10 protein-coding genes and 2 tRNA genes are annotated in these 15,361 nt (G+C 60.6%); 11 read left to right on the top strand and 1 reads right to left on the bottom strand.

What is annotated here, in order from left to right:
• The first annotated feature begins 45 nt into the window (after positions 1-45).
• From K7A42_RS24905 to K7A42_RS24885, 5 genes are all read left to right on the top strand, one after another.
• Positions 46-1,119 (top strand): Tim44 domain-containing protein, encoded by a 1,074-nt coding sequence (locus K7A42_RS24905; RefSeq protein ID WP_174151329.1) that lies wholly within the window; start codon positions 46-48, stop codon positions 1,117-1,119.
• A gap of 449 nt (positions 1,120-1,568) precedes the next feature.
• A complete protein-coding gene (locus K7A42_RS24900; RefSeq protein ID WP_022563038.1) occupies positions 1,569-2,759 on the top strand; it encodes an OpgC family protein in 1,191 nt (396 codons plus the stop codon).
• Between the two features lie 206 nt (positions 2,760-2,965).
• Positions 2,966-4,162: a tRNA 2-thiouridine(34) synthase MnmA gene (gene mnmA, locus K7A42_RS24895; protein WP_035209137.1), complete on the top strand. Its 1,197-nt coding sequence runs from the start codon at positions 2,966-2,968 to the stop codon at positions 4,160-4,162.
• Positions 4,163-4,297: 135 nt separating this feature from the next.
• Positions 4,298-4,374, top strand: a tRNA-Met gene (locus K7A42_RS24890).
• A 75-nt stretch (positions 4,375-4,449) separates the two neighbouring features.
• Positions 4,450-4,881 (top strand): hypothetical protein, encoded by a 432-nt coding sequence (locus K7A42_RS24885; RefSeq protein ID WP_282456079.1) that lies wholly within the window; start codon positions 4,450-4,452, stop codon positions 4,879-4,881.
• Positions 4,882-4,909: 28 nt separating this feature from the next.
• Here K7A42_RS24885 and K7A42_RS24880 read toward each other — a convergent pair.
• Positions 4,910-4,984 (bottom strand) — tRNA-Gly (locus tag K7A42_RS24880).
• 254 nt (positions 4,985-5,238) lie between these two features.
• Between K7A42_RS24880 and K7A42_RS24875 the strand changes: the two genes are divergently transcribed.
• The 6 genes from K7A42_RS24875 to pbpC all read left to right on the top strand — a co-directional run bounded on the left by K7A42_RS24875 (position 5,239) and on the right by pbpC (position 15,359).
• Complete coding sequence (locus K7A42_RS24875) at positions 5,239-5,748, top strand: prolyl-tRNA synthetase associated domain-containing protein (protein ID WP_004445709.1); 510 nt, start codon at positions 5,239-5,241, stop codon at positions 5,746-5,748.
• A 53-nt stretch (positions 5,749-5,801) separates the two neighbouring features.
• A complete protein-coding gene (trxA, locus tag K7A42_RS24870) occupies positions 5,802-6,770 on the top strand; it encodes a thioredoxin (RefSeq protein ID WP_282456078.1) in 969 nt (322 codons plus the stop codon).
• 67 nt (positions 6,771-6,837) lie between these two features.
• Positions 6,838-7,509 carry an LON peptidase substrate-binding domain-containing protein gene (locus tag K7A42_RS24865; RefSeq protein WP_022563035.1) on the top strand — a complete coding sequence of 224 codons (672 nt, stop codon included), beginning with the start codon at positions 6,838-6,840 and terminating at the stop codon, positions 7,507-7,509.
• Between the two features lie 10 nt (positions 7,510-7,519).
• A complete protein-coding gene (locus K7A42_RS24860; RefSeq protein ID WP_004445702.1) occupies positions 7,520-7,708 on the top strand; it encodes a Trm112 family protein in 189 nt (62 codons plus the stop codon).
• Positions 7,709-7,827: 119 nt separating this feature from the next.
• Positions 7,828-13,284, top strand: a complete 5,457-nt coding sequence (locus K7A42_RS24855) for an alpha-2-macroglobulin family protein (protein ID WP_282456077.1) — start codon at positions 7,828-7,830, stop codon at positions 13,282-13,284.
• Positions 13,281-15,359: a penicillin-binding protein 1C gene (gene pbpC / locus K7A42_RS24850; protein ID WP_112554679.1), complete on the top strand. Its 2,079-nt coding sequence runs from the start codon at positions 13,281-13,283 to the stop codon at positions 15,357-15,359. The genes K7A42_RS24855 and pbpC overlap by 4 nt, the downstream gene beginning before the upstream one ends.
• Positions 15,360-15,361: the final 2 nt, after the last annotated feature.

The following is a 15,361-nucleotide window of genomic DNA, read 5'->3' as shown; positions in this document are numbered from 1 at the left end:
CTGTTGAGATGCCGCTCATGGGAGGGCGGCCAACAGGAGATAACGATGTTTGCTGCCTTTCGGCGCTTCAAGGGTTTGTTCGCAGTCGCCGCGCTTGGTATCGCGGTGTCTTTTGTGGCGGTTGATATGGCAGAAGCACGTCGCGCCAGCGGCGGTTTCGGCAGCCGTGGCACGCGGACCTACTCCGCTCCGCCTTCGACCAGCACTGCGCCCGGCCAGACCGCGCCGATTAACCGCAGCATGACGCCCAACACCAACCAGGCAGCTCCTGGCGCTGCTCAGCCGGCACGTCCTGGCGCACAGGCGCCGCAGCAAAATCGTGGCCTCTTCGGCGGCATGATGGGTGGTCTGATGGGCGGCCTGCTGATGGGCGGTCTGTTCGGCATGCTTCTGGGTGGTGGTTTCGGCGGCATGGCCGGTTTCTTCGGCATGCTGCTACAGGTTGCGCTGATCGGCCTTCTGGTCATGCTCGCCATGCGTTTCTTCGCGTCGCGCCGTCAGGGCCAGCCCGCTTATGGATCGGCCAACGGCTCGCAACGCACGGATCATTCCGGCTCCTCCTATAATGGCGGTTCGCAGGCGGGTCCGGCAGCATCCTCGTTCAAGATTCCGAAGATCGGCGCGATGGCCGGCGCTGCGGGCGGAGCGGCTGCTGCTGCCGCAACGGCAAAGCCCACGCCCCATGCCAACGCCATCTCGGAAGGCGACGAAATCGGCATCACGCAGGGCGACCTCGAGACGTTCCAGAAAATGCTGGAAGACGTGCAGGCTGCCTATGCCGCCGAGGATTATGGCACATTGCGCAAACTGACGACGCCCGAAGCCATGTCTTATCTCGCTGAAGAACTCAGCGATAACGCGACCAGCGGTGTGAAAAACGACGTGCGCGAGGTGACGCTACTGCAGGGCGATGTCGCCGAAGCATGGCACGAAGAAGGGCAGGACTACGCGACAGTCGCGATGCGCTACTCTGCCATCGACGTGATGCGTGACCGCACCTCCGGCAAGGTGATCGAAGGTGACGAGCAACATCCGTCCGAATCGGTGGAAATGTGGACCTTTGTCCGCCGCCCCGGCAACGACAACTGGCAGGTCGCCGCCATCCAGGCCGCCGCCTGACGAATCAGAGCCTCTTAAACGGATAAGGCCCGGCGGTCGCTTCACCGCCGGGCCTTTATTCGTTTCGTTCGATAAGCTTCCTAAAAAGCATGGCGGGATGCCGCGAAAAAAGATTGGGAGATCTTACGGGTGATATATCCGCCAGCCACGCTCGGCGGATTCGGCTTTCCCCTGCCATGCAAGGCCTTGAGGCTTGTTTGCCACGGTATGTCCCCGGCGCATGGCTTATCCGCTTCACGGAATTGCCTTTTTTCATTCATCCGGCATTCAGTCCCCGCGTCCTAACCACAGGGCGTACACGTCAATGTGACTTTTCGTGCCGGTTCTAAACCGCTTTGGGAGCGGAACCTCAGCCGCAAAAACGCGTTGACAATCCAATTCCCGGCATCTCGCAGGCCGGGCTGGGTGGCCGGGCAATGCACGGCCCGCGAGAACGGAGAGCTATCGAAATGAAACGCTTTGACCTGATCGACGGGATGCGTGGTTACTTCCTCGTCTTCATGCTGATCAACCATCTGGTGTTTGCCGGCGGCTTCTGGCTGGTGGAAATCAACCATCGCCAGTTCGCCTTTGTCGAGGACGCGCAGGGCTTCGTATTCCTGTCCGGCCTGCTGATCGGCATGGTATATGCGCGCAAGATGATGAAATATGGCTATGACGCCGGTAAACAGATGATCTGGAACCGCGCGCTGGAACTCTATCGTTATGCGATGGGTCTCGTCATCGCCGTTCTGTTCTTCCGTATGATCATCCCGCATGCGCCCTATATCTGGTACAATTGGCTCGGCATGACGTCTTTCGACGATCCGCTGCGTCTGGCGGCAATTGCGACATTTCTCTTTCAGCCGACCTTCATGGACATTCTGCCGCAATATATTGTCTACATGATTTTCGCGCCTGTCCTGGTGAAGCTCTGCCTCGATGGCAAGTGGGCCTATGTCATGGCCGGCTCGCTGCTGGTCTGGATGGCGGGACAGCTTGGCCTGCAGCAGATTGTGACGACGCCTCTCAATGAACTCGTCAAAGGCGCGGACGAACAGGGTATTCGCGTCAGCTTCAACCTGCTCGGCTGGCAGCTGGTGTTCTACTCGGCGCTGGTGATGGGTGCTATGACGGCGCAGAACCGCATTCCGTGGAAGAAGATTTTCTCCCCGGAGCACACCTGGCTGCCGAAGGCCGCGCTTGTCATCTGCCTGTTCTTCATGCCGCTCCGCATCGCTACCGCGTGGGGTCTGATGCCGGAATTCATGATGGGCAAGTTTTCGACGATGGAAATCCGCGCCGATTTCGGCCCGGTCTATCTCATCAACTTCCTCGCCGTCGGCGTTGGCCTCACCTGGCTCGTGATTGCCGGACCGCATCACCACCGCCCGCTCGTGCGCTCAATCGCCGAAGGCGTTATCTGGGTGCTGTCGCTGAAGTTCCTGCAATTGCTCGGCCGCCACTCGCTGCAGGTCTATGTCTGGCACGTGGCGATCGTCTACGGCGTTTATTATCTCGATGGACGCACGGCCGAACTGTCGCAGCTGAACAAGACGCTGATCGCCTTCACGGCCATCGGATTGCTGGCCATGCCCGCCCTGTGGCGGGAGCGCGACAAGTGGTTCGGCAGCAGCGGCCAGAAGACGGCTGGCGCCTGAAGCCCTCCACAAGGGGAATCAGACGGCTTTACGGGGCGGTTTTCCGCCCCGTACTTGCGTGTGAAGCCATTCCTTTCTATATGCAGCCCTTAAATCCGCGGTATGGCGAGACAGGACGGCCCTTTTAGTGGGCAAGGTTTCTCGCGGCGGATGACCGACAGGCGGCGGGGCCTTTACCCCCGTTATGACTGACGATGGGAAAAAACGTGAATACGCTCGATTTTGACAAGAGGCCGGAAGATACCCGGATCGTTGTCGCCATGTCCGGTGGCGTCGATTCTTCTGTTGTGGCCGGTATCCTCAAGCGCGAGGGCTACGATGTCCTCGGCATCACCCTCCAGCTATATGACCATGGCGCCGCCGTGCACCGCGCCGGCTCCTGTTGCGCCGGCCAGGATATCGACGATGCGCGCCGGGTCTGCGAAACGCTGGGTATCCCCCATTACGTGCTGGATTATGAAGCGCGGTTCCGTGAAACCGTCATCAACCCCTTTGCGGAAGCTTATGCGATGGGTGAGACGCCCATTCCCTGTGTTGCCTGCAACCAGACGGTAAAATTCGCCGATCTTCTAGCGACCGCGCAGGAACTGGGTGCCGATGCGCTGGCCACGGGCCACTACATCCGTTCGCGGCCCAACCCCGTTCCCGGCCAGCCGGGCCGCCGCGCGCTCTATCGGCCGATCGACAGCGACCGCGACCAGAGCTGGTTCCTCTTCGCAACCACGCAGGAACAGATCGATTATCTGCGCTTTCCCCTCGGTGGCCTCTCCAAGGCCGAAACGCGGGCTTTGGCGGAAGAAATGGGGCTTGTCGTTGCCAAGAAGGCCGACAGCCAGGATATCTGTTTCGTGCCGCAGGGCAAATATACCGATATCATCAACAAGCTGAAGCCGAATGCGGCTCTGGCGGGTGATATCGTGCATCTCGACGGGCGTGTGCTCGGCCGCCACGATGGCATCGTGCATTATACGATCGGCCAGCGCCGCGGTATCGGTGTTGCGACAGGCGAGCCGCTTTACGTCGTGCATCTCGATGCGCGTGGCCGCCGGGTCATCGTTGGCCCACGTGAGGCGCTGGAAACCCGCCGCGTCTATCTGCGTGACATGAACTGGCTGGGTGATGGCGACCTGGCCGTCGACGCCGGGCAGGGCTTTGCCTGCTTCGCCAAGGTGCGTTCCACCCGTCCTCCGACGGAGGCAGTGCTGCATGCGGATGAGAATGGTATCTATGTCGACCTGATGACCGGAGAGGCGGGTGTCGCGCCCGGTCAGGCCTGCGTGCTTTATTCCGCGCCGGGCGCGGATGCCCGCGTGTACGGCGGCGGTTTCATTGAACGGTCCGAACGCTCGGCGGAGGCCGAGGCGTCGCTCAAGGCGCTTCTGGAAAAGCCGGTTGCCGCCTGAAACCACTCGCTTTTTGCAGCGATGGGGAAAGCGAATTTTTTGCGCATCTTGCGCTTGACACTTTGGGGAGCGGCACCTTATAAGCCGCTCATCCTGATGGAACGGCCGGTCACATGACTGTCACGTTTCCCCTGTGGCGGGGTAGCTCAGGTGGTTAGAGCAGCGGAATCATAATCCGCGTGTCGGGGGTTCAAGTCCCTCTCCCGCTACCACTTTTCTTCATACGAAAAAACCATACCTCACCGTGCAGCGCGGGAGTTCGTTGCTTGTCTCGGTGGAAAATAGCAATGGATCAGGCGCCTTTGCCGGCGAATCTCGCCCAAAAAAAGGGAAACCCGCTTACTGCTGAAATGCAGCCAGCGGGCCTCAACCTCTACCCCCTCCCACAAGGGCGGCTGCACAAAAGCACACTGAATGAAATATGGCAAGATCAAGGCGTCATATTGTTGCTGCTGAAAGGGGTGTTCTGCCATTCAGCCGCGTATGACGGGGCTCTCACCCGTAGTTTTAAAGGGGCGGGCGCAGGAGGCGACTTTAAAGAGGGTAAAAAAATGCCCGCTGGCAGCGGGCAATCAGAGGGAACTGAGGTTAGGAGCCTCAGCGTTCAAACGGCCATCCTCGATATAGGTTCCGCCCGGGGGACGATTTTTGTACCGCTCGTACACAGACAATATGAAGCCGGTGACGCCGCAACGAAAACCGCCGCTGCGAAAAAATAAACATCCGGAAGATCATGACTTGGGAAACTGGAGCGGGCGAAGGGATTTGAACCCTCGACCCCAACCTTGGCAAGGTTGTGCTCTACCCCTGAGCTACACCCGCTCAAATCCACCGGTCCGGGGTAGTATGCTGAACCGTGGGCCGCCGAAGCGGCGACGGGCGCTATATCGCTCAATCGATTTTGGAATGCAACAGGGAAATGACAAAAACGCGAAAATTTCTTTGAGAAATGCGACAAGCGGCGGAAAAGATTGATAATTTTTCCTGCAGCCGATTTTTCCCGCGTTGCCAATGGGCGGCTGCCCACTTAATCATGACGCAACGACAATGGAATCGGCAGAGGCAGGTGGCAGCATATGGCGGAGAATTCTCGCAAGACGGCAGCGGAGCTATTCGAATTTCTCGATGGGCTCGGAATTTCGCACACCACGAAACAGCACGAGCCTGTCTTTACCGTCGCGGAATCGCAGTCATTGCGCGACCTGATCCCTGGGGGCCACACAAAGAACCTCTTTGTAAAGGACAAGAAGGACCAGTACTTCGTTCTGACCGTGGAAGAAAACGCGGTGGTGGATCTGAAAAGCGTCCATAAGATCATCGGTGCTGCAAGCCGCGTGTCCTTCGGCCGGCCGGAAAAAATGCTCGAATATCTGGGTGTGGTGCCGGGTTCGGTCACGGTGTTCGGCGCAATCAACGACACGGACCGGCAGGTCACTTTTGTGTTGGATAGCGCGCTGCTGGAAAACGAACTTGTCAATGGCCACCCGCTCTCCAACGATCAGACGACGACGATCGCATCCGCGGATCTCATTCGCTTTCTCGAGGCGACCGGACATACGCCGCTTGTCTTGAAAGTCAGCGAGTGAGACACGATCTTTGGTTCAATCAAGACATATGACAGAGGTTACGGGAGACCGGCATGAGCGACACGAATAATCCTTACGGCGGTTCCTACGGCGGGCAGATGTCCGCAAGCGCGCACTATAGTGGCGAGCTGAATGGTGCGTCCTCCGGACACATCAAGGACACAACGACGGCTGGTTTCTCCAAGGACGTTCTGGAAGAGTCACGTCGTCAGCCAGTTCTCGTGGATTTCTGGGCGCCCTGGTGCGGCCCGTGCAAACAGCTGACGCCCGTGCTCGAGAAAGTCGTCAACGAAGCGAATGGCCGCGTGAAGCTCGTGAAGCTGAACATTGACGACCACCCGTCCATTCCCGGCCAACTCGGCATCCAGTCCATTCCGGCAATCGTCGCTTTTGCCGATGGCCGGCCGGTCGACGGCTTCATGGGCGCGGTGCCGGAAAGCCAGATCAAGCAATTCGTCGAAAAGATTGCCGGCCCTGATGCAGGCGATCCCAAGGCGGAGATCGAGGCCGTTCTGACCGAAGCGAAACAGCTTCTGGCCGATGGCGATTTTAACGGCGCAGCACAGCTCTTTGGCGCCGTCATGCAGGCGGATCCGGAAAACCCCGCAGCGATTGCCGGCATTGCCGAATGCATGATCGCCGCCGGACAATATGAGCGGGCCAGTGAATTGCTGTCGTCACTGCCGGCGGAACTCAATGAGGATGCGGGCATTCAGCTCGTTTCGAAAAAGATCGCCCAATATGAGGAAGCCCGCAAGATCGGCGATCCCGTGGCGCTGGAAAGCGAACTGGCAGCCGACCCGGATCGACACGAGGCACGGGTTAAGCTTGCGAAGGTGCTGAATGCGCAGGGCCGGCGCGACGAGGCGGCGGAACACCTGCTCTACGTCATGCGTAAGGATCGGACCTTCGACGACGACGGCGCGCGCCGCCAGCTTCTCGAATTTTTCGAGGCCTGGGGCTTTAAGGATCCGGCGACCGTCGCGGGCCGCCGGAAGCTTTCGTCGATACTGTTTTCTTAATGCGGGCATATCCCGGCCAGGCGGTTGATCCGCCGGCCGGCAGCAGTGAACAGGGGGCTTGATTCCCATGCATGTCGGAAATGCAAGATATGTGAAGAGCGACGACCTGCCGGAAACCGTGCCGGTTTTTCCCCTTCCCGGTGCTCTTCTGTTGCCGGAAGGCCATCTTCCACTCAATATCTTCGAGCCAAGATATCTTGCCATGATCGACACGGCGTTGGCGGGTCACCGTCTCATCGGCATGGTGCAGCCAGCCCTTCATGTCATTGAATCGGGCCTAGAGGGCGGGCCGTTGAGTGCGGTTGGGTGCCTTGGCCGCATCACCTCCTTTTCCGAAACCGGCGATGGCCGTTACATCATCTCGCTGACCGGTGTGTGCCGTTTCCGTCTGCTGGAGGAGGTGGAGGCCGGCAAGCCCTATCGCAGTTTCCGTCACGCGCCCTTCATCGCCGATCTCTCCGGCGAATACGATGAGGAGGCCGTGGACCGTGAAAACCTGCTGCGGGTGTTCCGCTCGTTTCTGGATGCCAACCAGCTGGAAGCGGATTGGGAGAGTGTGGAAAGGGCCGGCAACCGTGTTCTGGTCAATTCGCTTTCCATGATGTCTCCCTTTGGACCCGCCGAAAAACAGGCGCTGCTGGAAGCGCCCGATCTGAAGACGCGGGCCGAAACATTGATCGCCATCACCGAGATCGTTCTTGCCCAAGGATCGGGTGAGGGCGGCAACGTGCTGCAGTAGGATCGCCGCCATGGACGACAGGATGAACAACGTCGATCCGAAGCTTCTCGAATTGCTTGTCTGCCCTTTGACGAAGGGCCGCCTTTCCTATGACCGTGCCCGCAATGAACTCATATCCGAAAATGCACGGCTTGCTTATCCAATTCGTGACGGTGTGCCGATCATGCTCATCTCGGAAGCGCGTAAAATAGAGGACTAATCGCAGCTTCTTTTACTCTCCACAGATTGTCATGGCGCGAATTGACGAAGATGCGTTGACAACCATGCGTGGATTTGACCAGAGTCCCGCCCGACATGTCTGTTGCGGGGAGAGAACTGATGTCGTTGCGCGCGCTCGTCCGGATTTCGCTGGTTGCGGTCTCAGCCGCCATGATTTTTGCGCCAGCCATGGCGGCGGAACCCTCCCGCAAGGTCGTGACCACCCAAAATGGCGATTATTTCGGCTTCGATCTCAGGACGGAGCAAAACGTCTCGTTGGAGCAATGTGGCGAGATTTGCGCCGGAGACACATCCTGCAAGGCCTTTACCTACAATCCAAAGGTGAAATGGTGCTTCCTCAAATCTGATTTCAATCAGCTGAACGCCTTCCCCGGTGCGGTTGCCGGCAAGATTGTCGAAGCGGCGACGGAAGCCGATATCGGCGCGCCGCAGCGCCTGTCCTTCGTCACTGACAGCCTGCAGCAGGAAGCGCGCCGAATGAAATCCGGCCTTGCGGCGAATGACGGTGAGGGCGGGCAAGGCGTGGAAGCCCTCGTACAGACGGCGCGGCAGCAGGCGGCCGGGGGCAATATTCCCGATGCGGTTACGACCTATAAGCAGGCCCTTGCGATCACGCCAGACGACGGCGCGCTCTGGGCGGAGCTTTCCGAAACGGCGGCGCAGGTCACCGATAATTATTCGATCGCAGGGCAAGCGGCGTCTGCCGCCATCAATGCCTATCAGCTGAGCCGAACAGTCAGCGCCCGCACCGAAGCCCTGAACCGGCTGGCGAAGGCATTTGAAAGAACCCAGAATTATCGCGCAGCCCTCAATGCCTATAAGGAAAGCCTTGCGCTTACCGACGATTCACAGACAAAGGCGGCCTATGCCGACCTGCGCACGCGCCAGGGTTTTCGCGTCATCAACAATACGGTGGATACGGACAGCGTAAGCCCGCGCGCCTGCGTGCAGTTTTCCGAACCGCTGGTGAAGAATGGCGTCGATTATTCTTCCTTCATCACGCTGGATGGGGCAGCTCCCAAGGCCATCGAGGCGAAGGGCAGCGAAATTTGCGTCGAAGGCCTGACCCATGGCCAGCGCTACAAGATCGCACTGCGCGCCGGCCTGCCGTCTTCCGTGGAACAGCCGCTGGAAAAACAGGTCAATCTCGATATTTACGTGCGTGACCGCACGGCCAGCGTGCGCTTCACCGGCGAGAATTTCGTGCTGCCGGGCAGTGCGCGCCGTGGCATTCCGATTGTCTCTGTGAATGCCGACAAGGCCGACCTGAAGCTTTATCGCGTCGGTGACCGCAATATCACCGCGCTGCTCGCAAATTCGCAGTTTCTGACGCAGATGGACGGTTACAATGCCGACCGTATCGAAAACGAAATCGGCGAGCTTGTCTGGCAGGGCTCGATTGATATCCAGCCCGATCTCAACAAGGATGTGGTCACGAGTTTTCCAGTGGATGAGGCCTTGCCGGAGCGCAAGCCGGGCATCTACGTGCTGACTGCCGTGCCGCCGGGCACGGCGCCGGAAACCTGGGATTCGCGCGCCACCCAATGGTTCCTTGTGTCGGATACCGGAATCACCACCTATGCCGGAACGGACGGTTTGAATGTATTTGTCCGTGCACTCGGCAGCGCTAAACCGCTTGCGGACGTGGATCTGCAGCTCCTGGCCAAGAACAACGAGGTGCTGGGCACCGCGAAAACCGATGCGGACGGACGCGCGGTGTTCTCTGCCGGCCTGATGCGCGGCACGGCGGCTCAGGCGCCTGCCATCCTGACGGCGCGCAACGGCGATAAGGATTACGTGTTCCTCGATATGACCCGTGCAGGCTTCGATCTTTCGGATCGCGGCGTGACGGGACGTGCAGCACCCGGTGCTATCGACGTGTTCAGCTGGACCGAACGTGGCATCTACCGTGCCGGCGAGACCGTGCATGCCGCAGCCCTGGCCCGTGACGTTGACGGCAAGGCAATCGAGGACCTGCCGCTCACTTTCATTTTCTCACGCCCTGACGGGGTGGAAGACCGGCGCTTTGTCAGCGACGGCAAGGCGCTTGGCGGTCATGCGGTGGATCTGCCGTTGCAGGCAAATGCCATGCGCGGCACCTGGACATTGCGCATCCATACCGACCCGAAGACGGCTGCGATCAGCGAAAAGAGCTTCCTTGTCGATGATTTTGTGCCTGACCGCACCGAGTTTGACCTCTCGAGCAAGGCAAGACAGATCGATCCGGGCGCAGAAACGGCAATCGACGTTGATGGCCGTTATCTTTATGGCGCGCCCGCTGCCGGCCTGACGCTGGAAGGAGAGGTCGCGATCAAGCCGACGCGCACCAGCGCCGATTTCGAAGGGTATTTCTTCGGCCTGGCCGACGAGGAAAGCGAAGAGGAAAACCGCACGACGCTTGCCGATCTGCCGGTCCTGGATGAAGAGGGCAAAGCGAGCTTCAACGTTGATCTCACCGATCTGCCATCCACAACGCAGCTTCTCTCCGCCAACATCACCGTGCGCATGCGCGAAGCCGGCGGCCGCGCCGTGGAACGCTCGCTGGCGCTGCCCATCAAGGCGGAAGCATCCGTCATTGGCATCAAGCCGCAGTTTTCCGGCGATCTCGCCCAGAACTCCGTTGGACGTTTCCATATCATCGGTGTCAGTGCCGATGGTGCCAAACAGGCGATGAATGGCCTGACCTGGAAGCTCATCAAGGTAGAGCGTAACTATCAATGGTATCGTCAGGGTAATTCCTGGCGTTATGAGCCCGTGGAATACACCAAGCAGCAGGAAACCGGCACGCTTTCGGTCGACGCCAATGGCGGCGAAATTTCCGTGCCGGTCACCTGGGGCCGCTACCGGCTGGAAGTGGAGGGTGCGGGTAATGGCGCACCGGTTTCCAGTGTCGAATTCGATGCCGGTTTCTATGTCGAGGCAAGCTCGACGGAAACGCCGGATGCGCTGGAAATCGCGCTGGACAAACAGAGCTACAAGATCGGCGATACGGCCAAACTCAAGGTCTCCTCACGTTTCGCCGGTGAATTGATGATAACGTCCGGTTCGGAAAAGCTGATTGCGGTACAGAATGCCGAGATCGGCGAAGAGGGCGGCGAGATCGACATTCCGGTCACCGAGGAATGGGGCGCTGGCGCTTATGTGACGGCGACGCTGTTCCGCCCCGGCGACGCGCAGGAAAGCCGTATGCCCATGCGCGCCATCGGCATCAAGTGGCTTGCCGTCGATCCGGCCGAGCGCAAGCTTGCCGTCACACTCGGCGCGCCGCAGAAGACGCTGCCGCGCCAGCCGCTCGAAATTCCGATCACGGTTGCGGGGGCTGGTGTGGGCGAAAAGGCCTACGCCATCGTTGCGGCGGTCGATGTCGGCATCTTGAACCTCACCCGCTATGAGCCGCCGAAGCCGGATGAATGGTATTTCGGCCAGCGCCGGCTGGGACTGGAAATCCGCGATCTGTATGGCCGCCTGATTGACGGCTCGCTTGGCGCCACCGGCCGGCTGCGCACCGGCGGTGATGGCGGCGGGGCGGCCATTCAGGGCAGCCCGCCCACGGAAAAGCTTGTGGCCTTCTTTGCCGGTCCGGTCGAACTTGACGCTAACGGCAAGGCGACGGTGAGCTTCGATATTCCGCAGTTCAACGGGACGGCCCGCATCATGGCGGTTGCCTGGACGAAGACCGGCGTGGGACATGCGGTTTCCGATGCCATCATTCGCGATCCCGTCGTGGTAACGGCCAGCGCGCCGAAATTCCTCGCCCCCGGCGATATCTCGCAATTGCGGCTTGATATCGCCAATACGGATGGCGACGCCGCCGACTACCGGCTGGATGTGACCAGCAATACCGCTCTGACGGTGGATCAGGGTGAAGTGTCGCAGACCCTTGCGCTGCAAAAGGGCGGCAAGTCGTCTTTGACCGTTCCGCTGACGGGCGAACAGCCCGGCAATGGCGCGATCACAATCAAGGTCTCCAATGCGGCAGGTGTCTCGCTTGAGCAGGTTCTGAACATTCCGGTGCGCCCGGCCGTTCTTCCAGTCACGACGCGGCGCGAAATCAAGATTGCGCCGAACAGCAGCCTGACGATCAACGGCGATCTTCTGGCCGACAGCATGCTCCTCGGCTCCTCCGTCGCCGTTAATGTCACGCGCTCGCCCGCTTTCGATATCCCGGCGCTGGTGATGATGCTGGACAAATATCCTTACGGCTGCGCCGAACAGACGACGAGCCGCGCGCTGCCGCTGCTTTACGTCTCGGAACTGACGAAGGACAGCGGCATGGCTGAAGATCCCGACACTCGAAAGAGGGTCCAGGAAGCGGTCTACCGCGTGCTGTCCTTCCAGTCGAGTTCCGGCAGCTTCGGCCTCTGGTCGCCGGGTTACGGCGATCTGTGGCTCGATGCCTATATTACCGACTTCCTGACCCGCGCGCGCGAGCAGAAGTACGATGTCCCCGAAGCGGCCATGGTGCAGGCGTTGAACAACCTGCAGAACGGCCTGTCCTATGACAGCAATGTAAAGGATCGCGGCAACGAGATCGCCTATTCGCTTTATGTGCTGGCGCGCAACCGCAAGGCGGCGATCAACGATCTGCGTTATTACGCCGATACTGCGCTTGCCGATTTCCCGACGCCGCTTGCCAAGGCGCAGGTTGCCGCAGCCCTTTCGCTTTACGGCGACCAGGCCCGTTCGAAGACCGTGTTCGGTGCTTCGCTCGACATGGCCAGCCGCGCCACCAATGTCAGCTTCGCCCGCGCCGATTACGGCTCCGCCCTTCGCGACGGTGCGGCGGCGCTGGCGCTGGCGGCGGAAAGCCGTCCGGTTCCGGCCGTCGTGCCGCAGCTTGCCGGTGCCGTGGCAAGGGAATGGGAAAAGAAGCCCTATACTAGCACACAGGAGCAGGCATGGATGCTGCTGGCCGCCCGGGCCGTGAAAGGCGAGGACAAGGATATCCGTCTCGATGTGAACGGTGATCTGCAGACCGGTGGTTTCGGGAAGCGGATGAGCGGCGACGAGTTGCTGGCCGCACCGCTGAAGATCGCCAATGCCTCGGCTGATCCGGTCACGGCCGTCGTCACTACGGTGGCCCCGCCGGCTCAGCCGCTCGCTGCCGGCGGCGAAGGCTTCACCATCACCCGCACCTATTATTCCATGGATGGCGAGGAGGTGAACCCGAGCGACGTCACACAGAACGAACGTTATGTCGTGGTTCTGAACGTGGTGCCGCAAAATAGCTGGCAGTCGCGCATTCTGGTAACGGATCTACTGCCTTCCGGTTTCGAGATCGACAATCCGAGCCTCGTCAATTCGGCCGAACTGTCGAATTTCGACTGGTTGCCGGAAACGGAGGCGGCGCATACCGAATTCCGCTACGACCGTTTTGTGGCGGCCTTCGATCGCTCGGCAGGGGACAGTTCGGAAATTGCGCTGGCCTATGTCGTCCGCGCGGTCACTCCCGGTACTTATGATCATCCGGCGGCGTCTGTTGAGGATATGTACCGGCCGCAATTTGCCGCCCGCACCGCAACCGGCCGCATGGAGGTGCGTTCGGCGACCCCATGAGGCGGAAAAAAGCTGTCATCGTCGGCTTCGTTATGGCCGCATTGCTTATCGGCGGTGCGGCCTTCGGTCTCGATGCGCTGGACAAGGCCTACCCGCCGCCGCTCGAGACAGCGCGGCAGCGATCCTTCGAGGTGTTGGACCGAGACGGCAAGTTGCTGCGTGCCTTTGCAACAGCGGATGGCCGCTGGCGGCTCGACACCACGGCGGCCGAAGTCGATCCGCAGTTCCTGCGGATGCTGGTCGCCTATGAGGACCAACGCTTTTACGACCATCACGGTATCGATCCCTGGGCCTTGCTGCGTTCCGCGTGGCAACTGGTGAGCAACGGCCGGATCGTATCCGGCGCCTCGACGCTTTCCATGCAGGTGGCGCGGCTGGTCGAGCCACGCGCCGATCGCTCCTTCTCGGCAAAGCTTCTTCAGGCCCTGCGGGCTATTCAAATCGAACGGCGGCTCAGCAAGGCGGATATCCTCGATCTTTATCTGAATATCGCGCCCTATGGCGGCAATCTCGAAGGCATACGCGCGGCCAGCCTCGCCTGGTTCGGCAAGGAGCCGGGAAGGCTCGACACGGCCGAGGCGGCCCTTCTGGTCGCCCTGCCGCAATTGCCAGAAAGGCGTCGCCCGGACAGGTATCCCGAGGCGGCGAGACAGGCAAGGGAACGGGTCTTGCAGAGGCTTGCCGTCGAACGTGTCGTGGGTGAGGGCGAAGCGGAACGGGCGACGCTTGCGGGCGTTCCGACCAGCCGGCGCGATCTGCCGGCGCTAGCACCGCACATGGCTGCTGCCGCGCGTGCGAAATTCCCCAATGCTGCGGAAATACGCTCGACTCTGAAGCTTTCGATCCAGCGGGAACTGGAAGGCGTGGCGCGCCATGCAGCAGGAAAAATCGGCGATAAGGTATCCGTCGCCATCGTCATGGCCGACGCAGAGAGCGGGGATATTCTGGCGGAGGTCGGCTCGGCGGATTATCTCGATACCGCGAGGAGGGGTTTCGTGGAGATGAGCCGCGCGGTGCGCTCGCCCGGATCGACCCTCAAGCCATTCATTTATGGCCTCGCCTTTGAGGATGGCCTGATCGGTCAGGAGACCATCATCGAGGATCGCCCGGCTGATTTTTCCGGTTACCGGCCGCGCAATTTCGACATGCATTATCAGGGCGATGTCAGCATCAGGCAGGCGCTGCAACTGTCGCTCAACGTGCCCGCCGTGAAATTGCTCGACGCGGTGAGCCCATCGGCGCTGATGGTGCGGTTCCGGCGGTCTGGCGTCACACTCGCGTTGCCTGCCAACGAAGCACCCGGGCTCGCCATTGCTCTCGGAGGCGCCGGTATTTCGCTTGTCGATCTTGTCCAGCTTTATGCCGGGCTAACAGGTGGCGAGGGTCCCGTACGCCTCGGTGATGGCGTCCGCTCCGCCCCGGAACGACTGGAAGGCGACCGATTGTTTTCCGATGCCGCAATCTGGAACGTTTCGGACATCCTGTCCGGCGTGCTGCCGCCACTCGGCATGAAACAGCGCGGCATTGCCTACAAGACCGGCACCAGCTACGGTTACCGCGACGCCTGGTCGATCGGGTATGACGGGCGGCACGTGGTCGGCGTCTGGGTCGGCCGCGCCGATAACGGCGCCGTGCCGGGTATTGCCGGTTACGCGACGGCGGCTCCCATCCTCTTCGAGGCCTTTGAAAAATCGGGCGTGGCCATCACGCCAATGCCGGCAGCACCCTCCGGCGTCGCGCGCGTGAGCGTGGCCGACCTTCCGGCAAACCAGCGGCGTTTTACGACGACCGCAAACGGCCTGCTTTCGGCTTCAAGACGTGAAAGCGCCCCGCGCATCGTTTATCCGCCCGAGGGCGCGCGGGTGGAGCTTTCCGGCCAGTCGGGCATCTCGCCACTGGTGCTGAAGCTTCAGGGCGGGCGTGCACCCTTCCGCTGGCTCGCCAACGGTTTGCCTTTGCCGGATGCGTCCCACCGTCGCAACAGTGAATGGCGACCGGAAGGGCAGGGGTTTTCCACACTCACGGTGATTGACGCCGATGGCCGTGCGTCGAGTGTCCGGATTTTCGTCGAATGATG

Origin of the sequence: Agrobacterium sp. InxBP2, from assembly GCF_026191755.1 — a bacterium.
Taxonomy (GTDB): Bacteria; Pseudomonadota; Alphaproteobacteria; order Rhizobiales; family Rhizobiaceae; genus Agrobacterium; species Agrobacterium pusense.
This window is presented reverse-complemented; position numbering and strand designations above follow the sequence as displayed.